The sequence below is a fragment of the Leifsonia sp. NPDC014704 genome, assembly GCF_043083605.1.
Taxonomy (GTDB): domain Bacteria; phylum Actinomycetota; class Actinomycetes; order Actinomycetales; family Microbacteriaceae; genus Leifsonia.
In genome coordinates, this window is the sequence record NZ_JBIBYW010000002.1 from 255,776 (window position 1) to 275,430 (window position 19,655).

The 19,655-nt window shown below is 70.4% G+C and carries 16 protein-coding genes; 9 read left to right on the plus strand and 7 right to left on the minus strand.

Annotated elements, in window-relative coordinates; genetic code table 11:
• Window positions 1–6: 6 nt before the first annotated feature.
• Both ACF1AJ_RS12695 and hemE read right to left on the minus strand, forming a co-directional pair.
• Window positions 7–1,668, minus strand: a complete 1,662-nt coding sequence (locus ACF1AJ_RS12695; RefSeq protein ID WP_391507682.1) for a protoporphyrinogen/coproporphyrinogen oxidase — start codon at window positions 1,666–1,668, stop codon at window positions 7–9.
• Window positions 1,653–2,801 (minus strand): uroporphyrinogen decarboxylase, encoded by a 1,149-nt coding sequence (gene hemE, locus ACF1AJ_RS12700; protein ID WP_391507683.1) that lies wholly within the window; start codon window positions 2,799–2,801, stop codon window positions 1,653–1,655. Before hemE ends, ACF1AJ_RS12695 begins: the two co-directional genes overlap by 16 nt.
• 98 nt (window positions 2,802–2,899) lie before the next feature.
• Between hemE and ACF1AJ_RS12705 the strand changes: the two genes are divergently transcribed.
• The 6 genes from ACF1AJ_RS12705 to ACF1AJ_RS12730 all read left to right on the plus strand — a co-directional run bounded on the left by ACF1AJ_RS12705 (window position 2,900) and on the right by ACF1AJ_RS12730 (window position 11,316).
• On the plus strand, window positions 2,900–4,204 hold the full coding sequence (locus ACF1AJ_RS12705; protein ID WP_391507684.1) for a glutamyl-tRNA reductase: 1,305 nt from the start codon (window positions 2,900–2,902) through the stop codon (window positions 4,202–4,204).
• 40 nt (window positions 4,205–4,244) lie between these two features.
• A complete protein-coding gene (locus tag ACF1AJ_RS12710) occupies window positions 4,245–4,874 on the plus strand; it encodes a GNAT family N-acetyltransferase (protein WP_391507685.1) in 630 nt (209 codons plus the stop codon).
• A gap of 63 nt (window positions 4,875–4,937) precedes the next feature.
• Window positions 4,938–6,326 carry a glycine--tRNA ligase gene (locus ACF1AJ_RS12715; RefSeq protein ID WP_391507686.1) on the plus strand — a complete coding sequence of 463 codons (1,389 nt, stop codon included), beginning with the start codon at window positions 4,938–4,940 and terminating at the stop codon, window positions 6,324–6,326.
• Between the two features lie 28 nt (window positions 6,327–6,354).
• A complete protein-coding gene (locus tag ACF1AJ_RS12720) occupies window positions 6,355–7,632 on the plus strand; it encodes an alpha/beta hydrolase (RefSeq protein WP_391507687.1) in 1,278 nt (425 codons plus the stop codon).
• 11 nt (window positions 7,633–7,643) lie between these two features.
• Window positions 7,644–10,211: a bifunctional lysylphosphatidylglycerol flippase/synthetase MprF gene (locus ACF1AJ_RS12725; RefSeq protein ID WP_391507688.1), complete on the plus strand. Its 2,568-nt coding sequence runs from the start codon at window positions 7,644–7,646 to the stop codon at window positions 10,209–10,211.
• A gap of 46 nt (window positions 10,212–10,257) precedes the next feature.
• Window positions 10,258–11,316 (plus strand): NAD-dependent epimerase/dehydratase family protein, encoded by a 1,059-nt coding sequence (locus ACF1AJ_RS12730; protein ID WP_391507689.1) that lies wholly within the window; start codon window positions 10,258–10,260, stop codon window positions 11,314–11,316.
• On the opposite strand, the gene ACF1AJ_RS12735 is transcribed toward ACF1AJ_RS12730, so the two are convergent.
• Window positions 11,280–12,410, minus strand: a complete 1,131-nt coding sequence (locus tag ACF1AJ_RS12735) for a PrsW family glutamic-type intramembrane protease (RefSeq protein ID WP_391507690.1) — start codon at window positions 12,408–12,410, stop codon at window positions 11,280–11,282. The two genes, ACF1AJ_RS12730 and ACF1AJ_RS12735, sit on opposite strands and share 37 nt — an antisense overlap.
• Before the next feature lie 121 nt (window positions 12,411–12,531).
• Here ACF1AJ_RS12735 and ACF1AJ_RS12740 point away from each other — a divergent pair, with 121 nt between their 5' ends.
• The 3 genes from ACF1AJ_RS12740 (at window position 12,532) to ACF1AJ_RS12750 (ending at window position 15,994) form a co-directional block, all read left to right on the plus strand.
• On the plus strand, window positions 12,532–12,933 hold the full coding sequence (locus ACF1AJ_RS12740) for a hypothetical protein (RefSeq protein WP_391507691.1): 402 nt from the start codon (window positions 12,532–12,534) through the stop codon (window positions 12,931–12,933).
• Window positions 12,934–12,949: 16 nt separating this feature from the next.
• Window positions 12,950–14,926, plus strand: coding sequence for a M13 family metallopeptidase (locus ACF1AJ_RS12745; protein ID WP_391507692.1), 1,977 nt, complete (start codon window positions 12,950–12,952; stop codon window positions 14,924–14,926).
• Between the two features lie 159 nt (window positions 14,927–15,085).
• Window positions 15,086–15,994, plus strand: coding sequence for a serine hydrolase (locus ACF1AJ_RS12750; RefSeq protein WP_309855665.1), 909 nt, complete (start codon window positions 15,086–15,088; stop codon window positions 15,992–15,994).
• A 24-nt stretch (window positions 15,995–16,018) separates the two neighbouring features.
• Here ACF1AJ_RS12750 and ACF1AJ_RS12755 read toward each other — a convergent pair whose 3' ends face one another.
• From ACF1AJ_RS12755 to ACF1AJ_RS12770, 4 genes are read right to left on the minus strand one after another with little or no spacing between them, the layout of a single operon-like run.
• Complete coding sequence (locus tag ACF1AJ_RS12755) at window positions 16,019–16,438, minus strand: hypothetical protein (protein ID WP_391507693.1); 420 nt, start codon at window positions 16,436–16,438, stop codon at window positions 16,019–16,021.
• Window positions 16,439–16,474: 36 nt separating this feature from the next.
• The gene (locus tag ACF1AJ_RS12760; RefSeq protein ID WP_391507694.1) at window positions 16,475–16,948 is read right to left on the minus strand and encodes a GbsR/MarR family transcriptional regulator; all 474 of its coding nucleotides are present in this window, start codon (window positions 16,946–16,948) and stop codon (window positions 16,475–16,477) included.
• Window positions 16,949–16,962: 14 nt separating this feature from the next.
• Window positions 16,963–18,657 (minus strand): ABC transporter permease, encoded by a 1,695-nt coding sequence (locus ACF1AJ_RS12765; protein WP_391507695.1) that lies wholly within the window; start codon window positions 18,655–18,657, stop codon window positions 16,963–16,965.
• Window positions 18,654–19,589: an ATP-binding cassette domain-containing protein gene (locus ACF1AJ_RS12770; RefSeq protein WP_391507696.1), complete on the minus strand. Its 936-nt coding sequence runs from the start codon at window positions 19,587–19,589 to the stop codon at window positions 18,654–18,656. The genes ACF1AJ_RS12765 and ACF1AJ_RS12770 overlap by 4 nt, the downstream gene beginning before the upstream one ends.
• Window positions 19,590–19,655: the final 66 nt, after the last annotated feature.

Here is a 19,655-nt window from a genome sequence, read left to right on the forward strand (position 1 = left end):
CGTCTCCTAAGTCTCGAGTCCCTGTTCGGTGGTTCCTGAGGTGTCCGCGTGGAGTGCGGTCGTCAGAGCCCTCCAGCGTAGACCTCTCGCGCGCTCGGCAGTCTGGCGCGCATCCGGGATGACGGAGGCGAGGCCCGTACCGGTCAGCCAGGACCCGGTGACCTCGAGACCCTCGACGCCGTCGACCTCGGTGCGGACCCGCTGGATGCGTTCCCGCTGCCCCACTGTCGCATACGGGAGGGCGTTCGTCCAGGGGGTTCGGGCGAATGCGGCCACGGCGGATTCCGCGATCGGAATATTGAGGAGCCGGGACGCGTCGGTGACTGCCACGGCACGCAATTCGGCGTCGTCCAGCTCCCGCGTCTCAGCCGCGCGGCCGGCACGACCGTAGGAGAGCCGGACCACGTGGCGGCCGGGTCCGGCGGCCTCCGCGACCCAGGCCCACTTCGCGCTGGAGTGGGTCATCGCCTTGGCGCGCACGTCCGTGCCCGGCACATCGGCGACGAGCACGCCCGTCCCGACCGGAGTCGTCGAAAGGCGGTCGTCGTCGATCACGAGGGTGACCAGCTCGACGCTGGAGGCGGCGGGCCAGTCCAGGTCATCGAGGTCGGCGAGCGCACCGGAGTCGCCGGGAGCCGTTTCGAGGGCGGCGAGAAGCCGCAGCGACGCGTCCGCCGGGGAGGCGAGCACGACGATGTCAGCAGGAAGGTCGTGGCCGTCGGTCGTTCGCACGACCCAGCGGGCCGGGCGGGACTCCTCCGGTTCCGGAATAGTCGCCGCCGCCCCATCGCCCGCCAGCGACTCGGCCAGCACCGACTCGATGACCGCGCGTGCGGTCTCCTCGGCGTCCGGTGCGCTCCACCGGTCGATGGTCACGACCGCGGCTCCGGTGCGAACCATGCCGCCGCGCGCCTCGACGTCTGCGGCGAGCGCCTCCGGCAGCCGCCACATCCCGCCGCGGATCCCGCCGACCGCGCTCCCCGCCTTCGACGCCGATCGCAGCTCGCCGACCGCGCCGGACAGCGAGCCCAGCCGGGTGAGCGCCGAGTTGAGCCCGGGAGCGACGACCTCGACATCCAGCTCGTCGGGTGCCGCCGAGTACACCCCGGTCGCGACCGGTGCGACGAGGAGGTCGAGCACTCTGCTGCCCATGCGCTTGCGGACGAGCGTGCCGAGTCGACGCTCTTTGCCGATCTTCAGCACGGGCATCAGACGGTCGAGGTAGGCGCGCAGTGCGCCCGGCCAGCCGATCGCCGCCACGACGTCCTTCGCCAGGGGCGAGCTCGGGATGCCGAGCAGTCCGGCCTTGGGGAGGGGAACGGAGCGGCTCCCGTGACGGACCCAGGCCCCCGAGGGGTTGGGCTGCACCACGTCGTCGTCGAGCCCGAGATCGCTGAGGAGCTCGGCGACGTGACCGCCACGGGTCGCGAAGCTCTCGGCCCCCGCGTCCAGCGTCATCCCGCCCAGCGGAAGCGGCGCGACACTGCCGCCGACACGGTTGGAGGCCTCGAGGAGTGTGACCTCGAAACCCGGACGGGCGCACTCGCGGGCGACCACGAGCCCGGCCATTCCTCCGCCGACGACGACGATCCGTGTGGGCGGTGCTTCGACCGCATGGCGGATCTCCTCGCCGATGTCGTCGCCCTCGCCGCTCACTCCGGTCGCCACCCGTGCACCAGCTCGACGACGCGCGTCAGAACGGTGGGGTCGGTCTCCGGCGGGACGCCGTGACCCAGGTTGAGGATGTGCGCGGGCGCCTCGCGGCCACGGTCGAGCACGTCGCGGACGTGTGCTTCGAGCACTGGCCACGGCGCGTCCAGCATCGCCGGGTCGACGTTCCCCTGCACCGGGACGACGTGCCCGAGACGGCGGCTGGCCTCGTCGAGCGGGATGCGGTAGTCGACGCCTACGGCATCCGCCCCGGCCTCGTGCATCGCCTTGAGCAGTTCGCCGGTTCCGACACCGAAGTGCACGAGCGGGACGTTCCGCACGACGTCGTCGAGCGCGGGCTCGGCGTCGCCGGCTGCCGCGGTGCGGGGAAGCTCGTACGCCACGTCGCGGACGTGCGACAGCGCCCGGGCCGAAGCGGGGGCGACGTGCGTCACATAGTCGTGAAGCGAGAGCGAACCCGCCCAGGAGTCGAACAGTTGGGCGGCGCTCGCGCCGGCGAGCACCTGGGCGCGGAGAAACGCACCGGAGACGTCTGCGGTCCACTCCATCAGGCGCGCCCACGCCTCCGGATCGGCGTGCATGAGGGTCCGGGCGCGGATGTGGTCCTTCGACGGACCGCCCTCGACGAGGTACGCAGCCAGGGTGAACGGAGCGCCGGCAAAGCCGATCAGCGGGGTGCTGCCGAGCTCGGCCACCGTGAGGCGGACGGCCTCCTGGATCGGCGTGAAGACGCTCTCGTCGAGCGACGCCGGGTCGATCGCGGTCAAGCGCTCGACGTCCGCCGCCGTCCGGACGGCCTGCGTGAACACCGGCCCCTTGCCCGGCGCGATCTCCACATCCACTCCTGCGAGCTTCAGCGGGACGACGATGTCGCTGAAGAAGATGCCCGCGTCGACACCGTGGCGCCGCACCGGCTGCAGGGTGATCTCGCTCGCCATCGCCGGGTCGAGGCAGGCGTCGAGCATGCGCGTCCCCACCCGCAGCTCGCGGTACTCGGGCAGGGAGCGCCCCGCCTGTCGCATGAACCAGACCGGGGTCACCGCCTGGCGTTCGCCCTGGTACGCCCGGACGAGGGGGCTGGAGGCGGTGAGGCCGGCGGCGAGGGGATGGTCGGAGGCGAGGGTGGTCACTACACGATTGTGCCAGGGCTCTCCCGCGAGAACGCCCGGCTGAAGGGAACCTGGGCCCCGATTCGAGGTTGCTCCGACGCGAGCGTAGGCTTTCCTCCGTGCTTCTGTGCTTCTCGTCGAGTCACCGGACGGCGGACTTCGACCTCCTGGAACGGCTCGAGCGTCACGCTCCGGCCATCACCGCCGCACTCTCGGAGCACAGCGACATCGTCTCGGGCTCGGTGGTCCTCGCGACCTGCAACCGCTTCGAGGCCTACCTCGACATCGACGAGCCGCTCCCGGCCGCCCGCGCGGTCTCCACCGAGGCGGTGCTGGATGCGGTGAGCAGCGCCGCGGGCATCGACCCCGACCGGCTCCGCGGCGCCAGCGCCGTCTACAGCGACCACGCGGTCGCGGAGCACCTCTTCGCCGTGACCAGCGGCCTCGAGTCGGTCGTCGTCGGAGAGGGCGAGATCGCCGGCCAGGTGCGACGCGCACTGGACTCGGCCCGCCGCGACGGCTCGGTGACGAGCGAGTTGGAGCGCCTGTTCCAGGTCGCCTCGCGCACCTCCCGCGGCGTGAAGAACCGCACCGGCATCATGACGGCCGGCCGCTCCCTCGTCCGCCTCGCCCTCGACCTCGCCGAGAGCCGGGTCAGCGACTGGGCGCAGACCCGCGTGCTGCTCGTCGGCACCGGCAAGTACGCGGGCGCCAGCCTCGCCGCCCTCCGTGACCGCGGCGTGACCGACGTGCGGGTGTACTCGCCGTCGGGTCGCGCGGCGAAGTTCGCCCTCTCGCACGACATCGCGCCCGTCGCCGCCGACGGTCTCGTCGACGCGCTGGCGGAGAGCGACCTCGTCGTCACCTGCTCGGCCGTCACCGACTACGTTCTGACCCGGCCCATCCTCGCCGAGGCCGTCGCCCTGCCGGGCGCCGTCGAGCGCCGCCTGGTGATCGACCTCGGGCTCCCCCGCAACGTCGACCCGGCGGTCGCCGAGCTGCTGGGCGTCGAGCTGCTCGACCTCGAGACCATCAGCATCCACGCGCCGCTGACCGAGCTGCAGGCCGCGGACGACGCGCGCAGCATCGTGGATGCGGCCGCCGCCGAATACCGGGCGCAGACCGCCGAGCAGGAGGTCACTCCGGCCCTCGTCGCCCTGCGCAAGCACGTGTTCGACGTCCTCGACGCCGAGATCGAGCGCGCCAGGAGTCGCGGAGACGGCAGCGAGCAGACCGAGGCGGCTCTGCGCCACCTGGCCGGAGTCCTGCTCCACACCCCGTCGGTCCGCGCGCGCGAGCTCGCCCGGCAGGGCGACGCCCAGTCCTTCATCGACGGCGCCGCCGCCGTCTTCGGTGTGGATGTGGACGACGAGCGCGCCCGCCCCCGCCTCACCGCCGTCGAGGACGAGTCGGCGGCATCCTGAACCACGCACCATCCCGCACCACACAGCACGAGGAGCGACCGTGAGCGACGAAGAAGCCACCACGACCGCCGTCATCCCGCCGCACGGCGCGACCGGCCTGCCCTACGCCGCCGAGCAGCTGCACACCGAACGCCTGCTGCTCCGCCCGCTGAACACGGGCGACCTGGAGGACGTGCACGCCTACCAGAAGCTGAAGGACGTCGTCCGCTACCTCTACTGGGAGGTGCACGACCACGACGAGTCGGCGGAGCACCTGCGCAAGCGGATCGCCATGAACCGCCTGGCCGAGAACGGCGACGGCATCGTCTTCGCCGTCGAGCTGGCCGACGCCGAGGGGGGACGCGGCCGCGTGATCGGCGACATCAGCCTCTTTCTCAAGAACGCGACCTGGGGCAAGTTCGAGATGGGCTGGGTCTTCCACCCCGCCGTCCACGGCGCCGGCTACGCGACCGAGGCGGCCCAGCGGGTGCTCGAGCTCTGCTTCGACACCCTCGGCGCCCACCGCGTCTTCGCCCAGCTCGACGCCCGCAACGACGCATCCGCCCGCCTGTGCGAGCGTCTCGGGATGCGCCAGGAGGCCCTCCTGCGCGAGACCGAGATCTTCAAGGGCGAGTGGTCGGACACCGCCGTCTACGCCATCCTCGAGCAGGAGTTCCGCTCGGCGCGGTGACGGTGCGGCTTCCTCAGTAGGATGGACGGGTCCCCCACACACCCGCACCGCACAGGGAGCACCATGGCCGCACCGTCGAGACTGGATTCCGTCATCACGCTGGCTCAGCACCGTGGATTCGTCTTCCCCTCCGGAGAGATCTACGGCGGAACCCGGTCGGCGTGGGACTACGGTCCCCTCGGCGTGGAGCTGAAGGAGAACATCAAGCGCGAGTGGTGGAACTCCTTCGTCCGCGGCCGCGGCGACATGGTGGGCCTCGACTCGGCCATCATCCTGCCGACCGCCGTGTGGGAGGCGTCCGGCCACGTCCAGGTTTTCAGTGACCCGCTGACCGAATCGCTGATCACCCACAAGCGCTACCGGGCCGACCACCTGTTCGAGGCGTATGAGGCCGAGCACGGCCACCCGCCGGCGAACGGCCTCGATGACATCCCGGACCCGGACCACCCGGACAAGGTCGGCCAGTGGACGCCGATCCGGCAGTTCTCGGGCCTCATGAAGACCTACCTCGGCGTCGTCGACGACGAGTCCGGCCTGCACTACATGCGCCCGGAGACGGCGCAGGGAATCTTCACCGACTTCGCGTCGGTGCTGCAGACGTCGCGCAAGAAGCCGCCGTTCGGCATCGGCCAGATCGGCAAGGCGTTCCGCAACGAGATCACGCCGGGCAACTTCATCTTCCGCACCCGCGAGTTCGAGCAGATGGAGATCGAGTACTTCGTCGAGCCGGGCACCGACGAGCAGTGGTTCGAGACCTGGATCGACCTCGCCTGGGACTGGTTCACCGAGCTCGGCATCAAGCCGGAGAACATCCGCCGCTTCGAGCACCCCAAGGAGTCGCTGGCCCACTACTCGAAGCGCACCATCGACATCGAGTACAAGTTCGACTTCGTCGGCAGCGAGTGGGGCGAGCTCATGGGCGTCGCCAACCGCACCGACTTCGACCTGAAGACGCACATCGAGCACTCCGGCAAAGACCTGAGCTACTTCGACCAGAACAAGAACGAGCGCTACGTGCCGTTCGTGATCGAGCCGTCCTTCGGCCTGACGCGCGCGCTCATGGCGTTCCTGGTCGACGCGTACGACGAGGAGCAGGTGCCGAACGCCAAGGGAGGCACCGACAAGCGCACGGTGCTGCGCCTCGACCCGCGGCTCGCGCCGGTCAAGGTCGCCGTCCTGCCGCTCTCGCGCAACGAAGCCCTCTCGCCCCTCGCCCGCGGTCTCGCCGACCGACTCCGCAAGCGCCGCAACGTCGACTTCGACGATTCGGGCGCGATCGGACGCCGGTACCGTCGGCAGGACGAGATCGGGACCCCGCTCGCCGTCACGGTCGACTTCGACTCGCTCGAGGACGATGCCGTGACAGTGCGGGACCGCGACACGATGCAGCAGGAGCGCATCCCACTCGAGGGGCTCGACCGCTACCTGGCCGAACGACTCCGCGAGATCTGAGGCGAAGGCCAGGGACGGGGGCCGGCCGATGGATCCGCTCAGCATCCGCATCGTCGACGGGCCCGTCCTCCCGGTCTGCCTCCTCCTCAGCGGCGCCGCCGTCCTGTACCTGCTGATCCGGCGCCCGACGCTGCGCTGGGTGCTCACGGCGTCGCTGGGTGTTCTCGGGGGCGCCGTCGTCGCCGCCGCCCTCTACGCCATCCTCAACGCGACGGACGCCTTCGGCACCCCGCTGCCGCGGGAGGTGGCGTTCTGGGCGATGGGCACGTTCGCCGCGATCGGCCTCGCGGTGGTCAACCTGTGGCGCTCCCGCTGGTGGCGCAAGGTCGTGGCGGCCGCGGCCATCCTGCTATTCGCCATCACGGGCGGCCTCGGCGTCAACGCGTACTACGGGCTCGACCCTACCCTCGGCTCGGTGTTCGGATACACGAATGCCGGCCGCATCCCTCTCGGGCCGCACACCAACACCGCCGATCCGTCCCGGCCGCTGTATGAGACGTGGAAGCCCCCCGCCGACCTCCCGAAGGAAGGCAAGCAGGGCAGCCAGGTCATCCCGTCGGCGGGGTTCGCCGCCCGGCCCGCCGGGATCTACCTTCCACCGGCGGCGCTGGTGAAAAACCCGCCGCCGCTCCCCGTGGTGATCTTCATGATGGGATACCCCGGAAATCCCGACCCGAGCTACATCGGCGGGGTGCTCGACCGGTACGCCGCCCAGCATCAAGGACTCGCACCCATCGCCGTGGTCGCGGACCAGATCGGCACGAAGGGCGACCCGGCCTGCGCGGACTCGACGACGTTCGGCACGGCGGAGACGTACATCACGGACGAGGTCCCCGCGTGGATCCGCACCCACCTGAATGTGCTCCAGGGCGCACAGCACTGGACGATCGGCGGCTACTCCAACGGCGGAGCGTGCGCGTTCAAGTACGCCGCGCAGTATCCCGATCGATTCGGCAACCTCCTCGTCGTCTCGGGCGACGAGTACCCGGGCGTCGAGATCCGGCAGCAGACCATCGACCAGGTCTTCGGAGGGGACGCCGCGGCCTTCGAGGCGGCGAAGCCCACCTCCATCCTCGCCGCGAACCCGGGCCGCTACTCGGCGATGACAGCGGTGTTCACGGTCGGCGGCGACGATCCGACGTTCGTCCCGGGTGTCCAGAGGGACGCGGCGGCCGCGCAAGCCGCCGGCATGCAGACCACCTTCTACGTCGTACCCGGCGCCGGTCATGTCGTCGACGCGCTGGAGGGCGGCGTCACGAAGGACTTCCAGATCCTCTACCCTGTCCTCGGACTGAGCCCACCGTGACGGAGGCCCGCATGAGCAACGCAGACACCGCCGAGACGGCGCCGACGCCTCCGAACGCTCCGGTGCCGGACGGGCGCGATGGACGTCGGGGCAGCGGCTTCGGAAGCACTCTGACGCGCTATGCGCGTGTCGCGCCGGCGAGCATCGTACTGGCGGTGGTCATCCTGGTGAGCTCCATCGTCACGGGGACGCTGTGGAGCGCCGCGACGGTCGGCGGCGACGCACTGGTGTGGGCGGCCGGCGTGACCACGACCATCCGCGCCGGCGCATGGTGGACTCCGCTGACCGCGCTGTTCGTGCCGGAGGATCTCGCGCAGACGATCATCGCGATCGTGCTCGCGCTCACCGTGATGGCCGCGGCGGAACGTCTGATCGGAACGGCCCGCACCATCCTGGCTTTCCTCGTCACCGGAGTGCTCGGCGTCGCGCTCGGCGTGCTGCTGCAGTGGAGCGCGGCCAACATCGGCGAGCTGTGGGCGACGGCCACGGAGTTCGACTTCACCCTCGACCCGACGGTCGGGATCGTCGGAACGCTCATCACAGCGAGCGCGTTCGCCAGTGCGCTGTGGCGGAGGCGCATCCGGCTGCTCACCTTCGCAATCGTGCTCGTCTTCGTGCTCTACAACGGCGACCAGAACAACGTCTACCGGCTCATCGCGGCCCTGCTCGGATTGGCGTTGGGCACTGCTCTGCGGCGGGGCGGCCTCCGCCGGCTGCATCGCAGCTCCCACGCCGAGACCCGCACTCTCGTCGCGGCGGTCATCGCCATCACCGCATTCGGCCCCCTGCTGGCGCTGCTCCCTCCGGGCGGGTTCGGCCCGCTCTCGTTCGTGGCTGCACTGTTCGAGCGCCCCGACGTGGATGTCGCCGCGGTCATGGCGCGCTGCGACGTCTCGTACACGAGCAACTGCCGCAGTCAGCTGCTCATGGTGTCGGTGCAGGGCCCCGGGCCGCTGCTGCTCTCCATCCTGCCGCTGGCCCTGCTGCTCCTGACGGCCATCGGCCTGCGCCGCGGTCGGCGCTTCGCCCTGATCCTCGGTATCGCGGTCAACGCGGCGATGCTGGTCCTGCCGTTCACGGCGCTGGGAGGCGACGTCACGCTGGATGTGCAGAGCGTCGAGGCCCTCGCCCCCGCGCTCGAGGTGCTGCTGTGGCTGCTCGCCGCACTCCTGGTGCCCGTCTCGTCGATCGCCCTGCTGATCGCCACACGCCGGCAGTTCCAGATCCGCTCCCCACGCGACGCGGCCGTCCGCTTCGCGATCATCGTCTTCTGCACTTTCGCCCTGCTCGCGCTCGCCTATCTGATCGCAGGGCTCGCCTCCCTCACGGAGTTCGTGCCGGACGCCACGGTCGCCGATGTGTTCTCCTCGGCGCTGCGCCGCTTCGTCCCCGCGGGCTTCCTGTCGCTGCTCGGCACCCCGATCGTGCCGACCACGCCGATCGTCGTCGTGCTCTACCACTGGGTCGGGCCCGTGTTCTGGATCGTGTTCATCTTCGCCACGCTGCAGCTGTACCGCGCGACGTTCACCGGCCGCACCGTGGCCGACGAGGAGCACTTCCGGTCGCTGCTGCGCCAGGGCGGCGGCGGAACGCTCGGCTTCATGGGCACCTGGCCGGGCAACGTCTACTGGTTCAGCTCCGACGGCGAGTCCGCGATCGCCTACCGGGTCATCAACGGGATCGCGATCACCCTCTCCGACCCGGTGTGCCGGCCGGAGAGGGCGGAGCGGACCATCGCCGAGTTCGTCCAGTTCTGCGACGCGAACAGCTGGACGCCGGTCTTCTACAGCATCCACGGCGAGTACCTCCCGGTCTTCGACGCGCTCGGTTGGCCGACGATGTCCGTCGGCGAGGAGACGCTGATGCATCCGCAGACCTTCGACCTGGTGGGCAAGCCCTGGCAGAAGGTGCGGCAGGCGCACAACCGCGGCGTCAAGGCGCGCATCTCGACGCTCTGGACGACCTGGGACGACCTGTCCCCGCTCATCCAGACGCAGATCACGGCCGTCAGCGAGCAGTGGGTCTCTGAGAAGGAGCTGCCCGAGATGGGATTCACCCTCGGCGGCATCGACGAGCTCAAGGACCCGGACGTCCGGCTGTACCTCGCTTTCGACCCCGACGGCGGGCTCCAGGCCGTCACCAGCTGGCTCCCGAGCTGGCGCGACGGGCGCGTGGTCGGCTACACGATCGACTTCATGCGGCGCGCGGACGGTTCGATGTCCGGGATCATGGAATTCATCATCGCCTCGGCCGCGCAGCACATGCGCGACGAGGGCATCGAGGTGCTGAGCCTGTCGGGCGCACCGCTCGCCACGAAGCCTGTCGACGACGCCGGTGCGGACGAGCCGACGACGATGGACCGACTGCTCGCGTTCCTCGCACGCACCCTCGAGCCCGCCTACGGGTTCGCCTCCCTGTTCTCGTTCAAGAGCAAATTCAACCCCACCTACGAGACCATCTACATGGCCTACCCGGACCCGGTGGCCCTCCCGGCGATCGGCAACGCGATCGGCAGGGCGTACCTGCCGGACGCCAACGCGCGCGAGTACGTCGCTCTCGCGCGCACCCTCATCCGGTAGCGGCACCGGCCGCCGCTGGAGCGCCTCCCCGGGGTACGGTGACCGCATGACCGACACGACGCGCACCGCCATGATCATCGGCGGCACCGGCCAGATCGGTTCCGCGGTCGCCCGGCGCCTCGCGGTCGACGGGTGGTCGGTGCTGCTTGCGCATCGCGGCAGCCACACCGGAGACACTGAGCTCGCCGACCTGGATGTGACCAGCATCCGGCTGGACCGCGACGACACCGACGCCCTGCTCGACCGTGCTCGCGGTCACGACCTCGTGCTCGACACCGTCGCCTACGAGCCGCGCCACGCCGACCAGCTCGCGCAGCTGGCCGGAGACGTCGGGTCGCTCGTCGTGATCTCGACCGGCTCGGTGTACGTCGGAGACGACGGCGGGTACCTGGATGTGGTGACCGGGCCGGACGACTTCCCGCGCTATCCCATCCCGCTGCGGGAGAGCGACCCGACCGTCGACAACGACAAACGGACGTACTCGCCGCTCAAGGCCGCGATGGAGCGTCGGCTGCTCGCGGTCGACGACCTGCCGGTCAGCATCCTGCGCCCTGGCGCCATCCAGGGGCCGTTCAGCCCCGCGCTCCGCGAGTGGTACTTCATCAAGCGCGCCCTCGACGGCCGGCGGCGCATCGTGCTCTCCGACGACGGGACCAACCGGTTCAGCACCTCATCGACGGTGAACATCGCGGAACTCGTGGCCCTGTGCGCCATGCAGCCCGGCAAGCGGGTGCTGAACGCGGTGGACCGCGATGACCTCAGCGTCGCCGAGATCGCGCGGATCGTGTTCCGTGCGCTCGATCACGACGTCGAGATCGTCGCGTTCCCGGGGCCCCCGATCGGTGCGGTCGGCAGTACCCCGTGGACGGTCGCGCACCCGCTGCTGCTGAGCATGACGGCGGCGACCGTCGAGCTCGGCTACCGGCAGCCGGTGACGTACGCCGATGCCGTGGCGTCGACGATCGACTGGGCCGTGCGCGAGGTGCGCGCCGCCGAGCGCCGCGAGGAGACGTGGGAGGCGGTCTTCCCGAACCTCGTCGAGCGGGCGCGCACCGATCGCTGGTTCGACTACGCCGCCGAGGACGCGTTCGTCGCCGCGCGCTGATCCGCCTCTTGCTGCGCGGCCTCTTGGTCCGACCTGCGCCGGATCCTCCGGGCGATCAGCAGCCAGGTCACACCGCTGGCCACGACGAACACGAGGTCGAACAGCAGGATGGCGCCCCCGCGAGCCGCTGCCGGCCACGGCAGGTTCTGCGCAAGCCAGGCCGCTCCGTTGAACATCCCGTGAGCCGCCGCGACGCCGAGGTACGCCAGGACGACCCCGAACGTCACCCGATAGCGGCCGTTGCGCGTCGCACCGAACACGGCCGCGGTGAGCAGGGCCGTGAACACCGGGTGCAGGAACGGACCCGTGAGCTCCCTGCCGATCGCCGTGCCCACGAAGACGCCGAAGCCCAGCGGGGAGTCCTGCCCGCGCGCGAACGCCTCCTGCAGATAGCTGAGGTTCTCGATGACGCTGAACCCGAGCCCGACCGCGCCGCCGATGAACAGGCCGATCCGCGCGTTCTTGACCGGCAGCCGCAGGGCCAGAAGGATGGCCGCGGTCACCTTGACCAGCTCCTCCACCACGCCGGCGAGCACGAGGGCCGCTCCGCTCGGGTGGGACGACGTCCCCCCGCCGAGCAGGTTGATCGCCGTGTTGATGGGAGCGGCGACGAGTGTCGCCGCGAGGCCGCCGACCCCCGCGATGATGACGAGCCGCGAGGCGGACAGTCCGTCGGCGGGCTTCAGCCGGTAGGCCATCGTGTAGAGGATGGCGGCGGCCACGGTCGCCGCCCCGGTCACCAGGAGGAACGGGGAGAGCACCGCCGGGCCGTCATCGTGGGCGTGCGGCGCGATCGCGTTGAAGAGGAGGCTGAACCCGAAAAGCCAGAGCCAGATGAAAACGCTGGAGGCGGCGAAGATCCACCCGCCGAACCGGCCGATCCACTTGCGCGGCGGCCTCGCCTTCTTCGCGGGTTGGACGGGCTGGATCTGGACGGGGTAGGTGTACGCGGTCCACTCCGCCCCGCTCCACCAGCGCAGCGAGCGCGCGTCGTACGGGTCGCCATACCAGCCGGGTGGCGGGGTCCAGGCGGGTGGCGGGGTCCAGCCGGCCTCATTCTGGCCGGCGGAGCTGTCGGACGGTGCGATGGTCACCGGGCAAGCATACGAATTCGGCGCGCCCGCCTCGCCTCCCCGTCCGGGCGACACGGCGAGCCTGCGGCGACGCGCCGAGCCGCCCTGACATCGTGGATGCTGAACACCAGGAGGAAACACCATGCGCTTCACCACCCCGCGCGAGAAGACGATCGTGATCGTCGTCCTCCTCGCGGTGACCCTGGTGCTCGTGCTGCTGTTCGACGCGCTCCACTCGGAACCCGCATCCATCGTGCTCACCGTGCTGCAGGCGCTCGGCTGGTATCTCGTCACACGAGTGTTCCGCGGCCCGGGTGAACCGGTCGCCGCCGCGCGACCCTGGTGGCGCATGACCAATCGGCCGCTGCTGAGCGGTGTACTGGCGGCCGGCTACGGGCTGCTCGCCATCGTCAACATCGTGCTGTCGTTCGCCGGATTCGGCAGCCTGTCCGGAACGGTGTCGATCCTCGCCGAGCTCGCACTCGGCTCGCTCTTCGCGCTCTCGTACCTCCGGCTGAGCTCGGTGGCCCGCGCCACCGCCTGACCCGTAGGCTGGGCGCATGACGCTCGACTCCGGCATCCGCACCGACGAACTCGACCCGGCCGTCCGTCCGCAGGACGACCTCTTCCGGCATGTCAACGGGAAGTGGCTCGAGGCCACCGAGATCCCGGCCGACAAGGCGCGCTGGGGCTCGTTCATGATCCTCGCCGAGGAGTCGGAGACCGCCGTCCACGAGATCGTCGAGAAGGCGCAGACCGCCGCCGAGGGCACCGAAGAGCGAAAGTTCGGCGACCTCTACACGAGCTTCATGGACGAGGAGCGCATCGATGCTCTCGGCGTGGAGGCGATCCGCGACGAACTGACCTTCGCGGAGGGTGTCGACAGCATCCCGAGCCTGTTGAAGACGGTCGCCAAGTTGGAGCGTCGCGGCCTCGGCGGCTTCTACCAGCTGTTCGTCGACAACGATCCGGGCGACCCGGAGCGCTACCTGGTCTTCCTCGAGCAGGCGGGCATCTCGCTTCCGGACGAGTCGTACTTCCGGGAGGAGCGCTTCGCGCCCGTCCGCGAGGCGTTCGTCGCGCACATCCAGAAGATGTTCGAGCTCGCCGGCTACGACGACGCCCCCGAGCGCGCCCAGCGCGTCTTCGACCTCGAGACAGAAATCGCCGGGAAGCACTGGGACAACGTGGCCTCCCGCGACTCGGAGAAGACCTACAACCTCTACCACTGGGCCGATGCCAAGGCCGTGTTCACCGGTGGCGCTGCCGAGGGTCGGAGCGCCGACCTCGACGTCTGGGCGGAGGCGCTGGACGCGCCGCAGGGAGCGCTGACCGAGGTCGTCCTCCGCCAGCCGTCCTTCACCGCCGGGCTCGCAGCCCTCCTCACGGAGGACCGCCTGGAGTCGTGGCGCGACTGGCTGACCTGGCAGGTCATCCACGGCGCCGCTCCGTACCTCTCGGGCGACTTCGTCGAGGCGAACTTCGACTTCTATGGCCGCACCCTGACCGGAACCCCGCAGATGCGCGTGCGCTGGAAGCGCGGCGTCTCGCTGGTCGAGGGCGCGATGGGCGAAGCGGTCGGCCGTATCTACGTCGAGAACCACTTCCCGCCGGCCGCCAAGCAGCAGATGGACGAGCTGGTCGCCAACCTGATCGAGGCATACCGCCAGAGCATCCGCACCCTCGACTGGATGGGCGAGGAGACCAAGGAGCGCGCCCTCGACAAGCTCGAGAAGTTCACGCCGAAGATCGGCTACCCCGTGAAGTGGCGCGACTACTCGCGTCTCGAGATCGACCCGACGAACCTCGTCGGCAATGTGCGCGCCGCGGCGCTCTTCGAGTTCGAGCGCGAGCTGGGCAAGATCGGCTCGCCGATCGACCGCGACGAGTGGTTCATGACCCCGCAGACGATCAACGCGTACTACAACCCGGGCTTCAACGAGATCGTGTTCCCCGCGGCGATCCTGCAGTTCCCGTTCTTCGATGCCAACCGGGACGCGGCGGCCAACTACGGCGCCATCGGAGCGGTCATCGGGCACGAGATCGGTCACGGCTTCGACGACCAGGGCTCCAAGTTCGACGGTGACGGCCGCCTCGAGGACTGGTGGACGGAGGCCGACCGCGCCGCCTTCGAGGAGCGCACCGCCAGCCTGATCGAGCAGTACAACGCGCTCGCCCCTGCGCAGGTGCCCGAGCATCATGTCAACGGCGCCCTCACCATCGGCGAGAACATCGGCGACCTCGGCGGCCTCGGCATCGCCTGGAAGGCCTACCTGCTCTCGCTGAACGGCGAGGAGCCGCCCGTGATCGACGGCCTCACGGGCGCCGAGCGGTTCTTCCTGTCCTGGGCCCAGGCCTGGCAGCAGAAGGGCCGCGACGAGGAGGTCATCCGCCTCCTGGCGATCGACCCGCACGCGCCGAACGAGTTCCGCTGCAACCAGATCGTCCGCAACATCGACGCCTTCTACGACACCTTCCAGGTCGGCGACGGCGACCGGCTCTGGCTTCCGCCGGCGGAGCGCGTCACCATCTGGTGAGCCGGCGAGCATCGATTCTTGGCGCTCCATGACCCCCGATCACGGGGTAACATCGTCCCTGTCGTCGCCGCGGGCACCCCTGCGGCCCCGACGGCGGGGCCGGTGCACGGTCGCCGCAGTTCCGGTACACCGCACTCGGAAGAAAGACCCAGCGACACAGTGACGATCCAGGCGCAAGAGTCCGCACGGCGGGCCCGGCAGGCGGCCACCCGCCGCGGCCGCCACCGCGCGCCGGGATCGACCGAGACCTTCAGCCGCGGATTCGATGCTCTCGGCCGGCTCGCCGTGTCGGGCGTGCAGGTCTCGGCGCGGGCGACGGATCTCTCCACAGGCGCCGTGCTGTTCTCGGTCGACGATCACGTCGTCATGCCGACCGCCAGCATCGGCAAGGTGCTGCTGCTGGTCGAGGTGGCGGCGCGTTTGCAGTCGGGTCAGCTCAGTCCGCTGGCGCACCTCGACCGCGACACCCGCGACATCGCCGGCGAGTCCGGCATCTGGCAGCACCTTCACGTCCCATCCCTCCCGGTCGCCGACCTGGCCGCCCTCGTCGGTGCGACCAGCGACAACCTCGCGACGAACGTGCTCCTGCGCCGGGTGGGTCTCGAGGCCGTCAGCGCCCGCACCGAGTCGCTTGGGCTGACTCGCACGGCACTGCTTGACCTGGTGCGCGACCACCGCGGCCCGGACGACGCCCCGCAGCTCTCCGTCGGCAGTGCGAACGAGCTGACCTGGCTGTTCTCGGCGCTGGCCCGCGGCGAGATCGTCAACCCGGCCACCAGCCAGCGCGTCATCTCGTGGCTGTCGCTGAACAGCGACTTCTCGCTCGTCTCCAGTGCGTTCGGCCTCGACCCGCACTCGCACCGCCACCCGGAGCACGGCATCCTGCTGGTCAACAAGACGGGAACGGATGAGGGCGTGCGCAGCGAGGTCGGGGTGCTCCGTGGCCCGCGCGCAGGCGTCACCTACGCCGTCTCGACGTACTTCGACGACACCAGCCTGCCCGAGCGGCTGGCGGTCATCGAGGGGATGCGTGCCGTCGGCCTCGACCTGCTGGAGTACGTGTTCTGAGTCCGCGCTTGGTCGCGGGACGGGTCACGCCGGCGTCGACGGTTCGATGACGAGCGATCCTGTACCGAACTCGAGCACCAGCTCGCCCTCGGCCGAGAAGCGCGCGACGAAGACCGTCTCCCCCCGCAGGTCTGCCAGAGCCTGACGATGGCCCGGCTGCCCCGCTCGCAGGATGGAGGCGCCACGGACGACGGTGGGCAGTCGATCCACGGTCATCACCTGCGTCAGGTCGCCCTCGAAGACCAGCTGCGGGGTCTCGCCGCGGTAGCGGACCGTCTCGAAGGTCGTGCCGGTCAAGGCATCGATGCGTGCGGTCGCCCGTGCCACGGTGTCGGCCGCCTCGGCAGCCGCGCGACGGCGCCGTACGACGACGACGACGAAGACAGCGACGGCTGCGGCGCACAGGCCCACCGTCGCCATCCCGAGGTCGGCTACCGGTGGCACGCGATCAGCATAACGGCGCGGCTCCGGCCGGCGTGGTCACTGCTGGCGGGCGCTGCGGACCTGCTCCCACTCGGCCATCACCTCGGGGAGCCGGCCCTGCACGAAGCGGTAGAAGCCGGCCATGTCGCGCAGCCGCTCGGTCGCCGGCGAGTCCGGATCGCCGACCGCGGCGAGCCCCGCCTCTGCCTGGTCTGCGAGCACGCCGTAGATCGGGCTGTTGCGCACCATGAGGGCGTACCAGTCGCTCGGAAGCTCGTAACGATCACGGCGGCTGCCGATCTGAGACAGCCGACGGATGATGCCCAGCGTCTGCAGGTAGCGGACGGCTCCGGAGATGGCCGCCGGGCTCACGTCGAGCCGCTCGGCGAGCTCGGCGGCGGTCAGCCCGGGAGTCTCCGTCACGGTGAGCGCCATCAGCACCCGTGCCGGCATCTTCGGGAACCCGGCGGCCGTCAACACGGCAGCGGAGTGCTCCATCACCTCGGCGAGCGCCGCCTCGTCCTGGGCCATGGGCACCGTCCCGTCTATCCGATCGCGAAATCCCGGCGGCGGATCAGGGCCGCAGCGCCGACGAGCGCGACGACCGTGATGCCGAGCATCCAGTATCCACCGGTCCAGTCGACGTCGCCGACCACGACCGGCGCATCGGCGAACGGCGAGAGGTGCCGCACTCCTTCGGGCAGCTTGACCAGCCCGCCGAAGATGCCGACGAACGCCCCGAGTCCGAGCGCCGCCCAGCCGACCGGGGCCGTCCAGCTCGGGACGACCACGAACACCAACGTGAGCACGCCGAGGTAGACGAGGGCGACGGGCACCTGCGCTGCGGCGGCGGCGAACGAGTCGCCGAAGGTGGATGCGTCCTCTCCGGTGGCGATGGCCGACAGTCCCGAGGCGATGGCCCCCGCGAGCAGCACCGCCAGCACGGCGATGACGCCGACGGCGACGTACGAGAACAGCCACCGCGTGCGGGTGACCGGAGCCGACATCACCAGTTCCGCCGTGCCGGAGGCCTCCTCCTGCCGGAGCCGGATGACCGCCTGCACCGCGCACGCCGCCGCGAGCACTCCGACGATCGAGAAGATCGCGGAGATGAACAGCTGCGTAAGCGGACCGGAACCACCGCCGCCGATGCGGCCGATCGCCTCACGGATGCCTGAGAGGGCGGGATTGTCGGCGATCGAGCTGTTGATGACGGTGCCCAATGCGCCCGCGAGCAGACCGCCGAGCGCCCCACCGATCGTCCAGCCGAGCACAGTCGGCCACTGCAGGCGCCAGGCCAGGCCGAAGACGCCGCCGAGGGTCGGGCGCGCGCTCGCACGGCCGGCTCGTTCGGGGATGACCCCGGCGCCTGAGTCGCGCACGGCTTGCAGCCCGAACACCGCGGCGATCAGCAGGACGGCGAGACCGAGTTGCAGCAGCAGCGGCCGCCAGTCGTCACCGGTGTACGGCGCGAACTGCTCGCCCCATCCGATCGGGCTGAGCCAGGTCGGCCACGCGGAACGCAGCTGCGTCCCGTCGCCGACGGGCGTGCCCATCGCGTCGCCGATCCCTCGCACGAGGTAGGCCAGGACCACGACCGCGGCCGCGAAGCCGTTGGCGGCGCGGGAGGTGCTGAACAGCTGGGCGAGCAGCAGGCCGACGGCGAAGAAGGCGAATCCGGCACCAGCGGTCGCGGCGCCGGCGACGATGGAGCCGTACGCCGGGAGGCCTCCGGCGATGAAGCCGAGCGCGGTGGCGGCGGCGAGGACGACGTTGACCGCGAGCGCGTGCAGCACGGTCGCCGTCGTCGGCAGGAGCCGTGCCGCCGGCGTTGCGCCGATCAGCTCCGCCCGGCCGGTCTCCTCCTCCGCCCGCGAATGGCGGACAGCCAGGAAGGTGTTCATGAGTCCCGCGAGGAGCGCAAGGAACGTGTAGATCTCGAAGAAGGCGACCGCCGGTAGCGACGTGCCCTGCGGCAGCCCGCGGAGGACGATGATGGTCGGGTCGGCGATCGCGAGCCGGATCAGCTGGGCGCGCGCGTTCGCGTCGCCATACGTCTGATCGATGGCGGACGCCGAGAACATCGCGAGCAGGGCGATGCACACGATCCAGATGAGAAGCTGCCACCGGTCGCGCCGCAGCCGCTGGCGCATCAGTGACCGGAGGACGGCGCCCGTGTTCGCGCGAGGCACGATGTCGCCGGTGCGCGCCGGACGGTCGGGCGCGATGGTCGTGCTCATCGTGATGCCCCGACGCGTTCATCGGCGGTGACGTCGTCGCCGTAGTGGCGGAGGAACAGCTCCTCCAGCGACGGCGGCGCAACGGTGAGGCCGCGCACCTCCAACCGCGAGAGCGCACCCAGCAGGGACGGGACCGCGTCGCTGTCGGCCGTGAACCGCACGCGGCCGTTGACCACGTTGAGGTCGTGCGTCGCGGGAAGGGCCGTCAGCGCATCCTGTCCGACGCCCTCCGCGCTGAACGAGAACTCGGTGCGGGTGAGGTGTCGCAGCTCGTCGAGAGTGCCGGTCTCGACGGTCCGACCGGCGCGGATGATGCTGACCCGGTCGCAGAGCTGCTCCACCTCCGACAGGATGTGGCTCGACAGCAGGACCGTCGCACCCTCCGCGGCGACGCGCTGGATCTCGGCGTCGAACACCGCCTCCATGAGCGGGTCGAGTCCGCTGGTCGGCTCGTCGAGGATGTACAGGTCGGCCGGTGTCGCGAACGCGGCGACCAGGGCGACCTTCTGCCGGTTGCCCTTCGAATAGGCGCGGCCCTTCTTCGTGGGATCGAGCTGGAACACGTCGATGAGGCGCTTCTTGCGCGCGGCGTACTGCGCGTGGTCGGCGGTGCCGCCGCGCAGCCGCGCGAGCAGGTCGATGGCTTCTCCCCCGGAGAGGTTGGGCCACAGGCTGACGTCGCCCGGCACGTAGGCGAGGCGGCGGTGCAGGGCGACCGCATCCTTCCACGGGTCGCCCCCGAAGACGGTCGCGCGACCGCCGTCGGCCCGGGCGAGGCCCAGCAGGACTCTGATCGTGGTCGACTTCCCCGCTCCGTTCGGACCGAGGAAGCCGTGAACCTCGCCCGGCGTCACCGTCAGGTCGAGGCCATCGAGAGCACGCACGCGGCCGAATCTCTTCTCGAGTCCGGCGACGTCGATCACTGCATCCATGGGCGGGATGCTACGCCTTTTTCAGTAATTTGTGAAAGTTGTGTTTTGAGTGCCGGTTTTCGCCGT

Excerpts from the sequence above, each read along its gene's own strand:
- ACF1AJ_RS12715 (WP_391507686.1), top strand. The coding sequence starts at position 4,938 with ATGGCCGCACCGTCGAGACTGGATTCCGTCATCACGCTGGCTCAGCAC.
- ACF1AJ_RS12720 (WP_391507687.1), top strand. The coding sequence starts at position 6,355 with ATGGATCCGCTCAGCATCCGCATCGTCGACGGGCCCGTCCTCCCGGTC.
- ACF1AJ_RS12725 (WP_391507688.1), top strand. The coding sequence starts at position 7,644 with ATGAGCAACGCAGACACCGCCGAGACGGCGCCGACGCCTCCGAACGCT.
- ACF1AJ_RS12730 (WP_391507689.1), top strand. The coding sequence starts at position 10,258 with ATGACCGACACGACGCGCACCGCCATGATCATCGGCGGCACCGGCCAG.
- ACF1AJ_RS12740 (WP_391507691.1), top strand. The coding sequence starts at position 12,532 with ATGCGCTTCACCACCCCGCGCGAGAAGACGATCGTGATCGTCGTCCTC.
- ACF1AJ_RS12745 (WP_391507692.1), top strand. The coding sequence starts at position 12,950 with ATGACGCTCGACTCCGGCATCCGCACCGACGAACTCGACCCGGCCGTC.
- ACF1AJ_RS12760 (WP_391507694.1), bottom strand. The coding sequence starts at position 16,948 with ATGGCCCAGGACGAGGCGGCGCTCGCCGAGGTGATGGAGCACTCCGCT.
- ACF1AJ_RS12765 (WP_391507695.1), bottom strand. The coding sequence starts at position 18,657 with ATGAGCACGACCATCGCGCCCGACCGTCCGGCGCGCACCGGCGACATC.
- ACF1AJ_RS12770 (WP_391507696.1), bottom strand. The coding sequence starts at position 19,589 with ATGGATGCAGTGATCGACGTCGCCGGACTCGAGAAGAGATTCGGCCGC.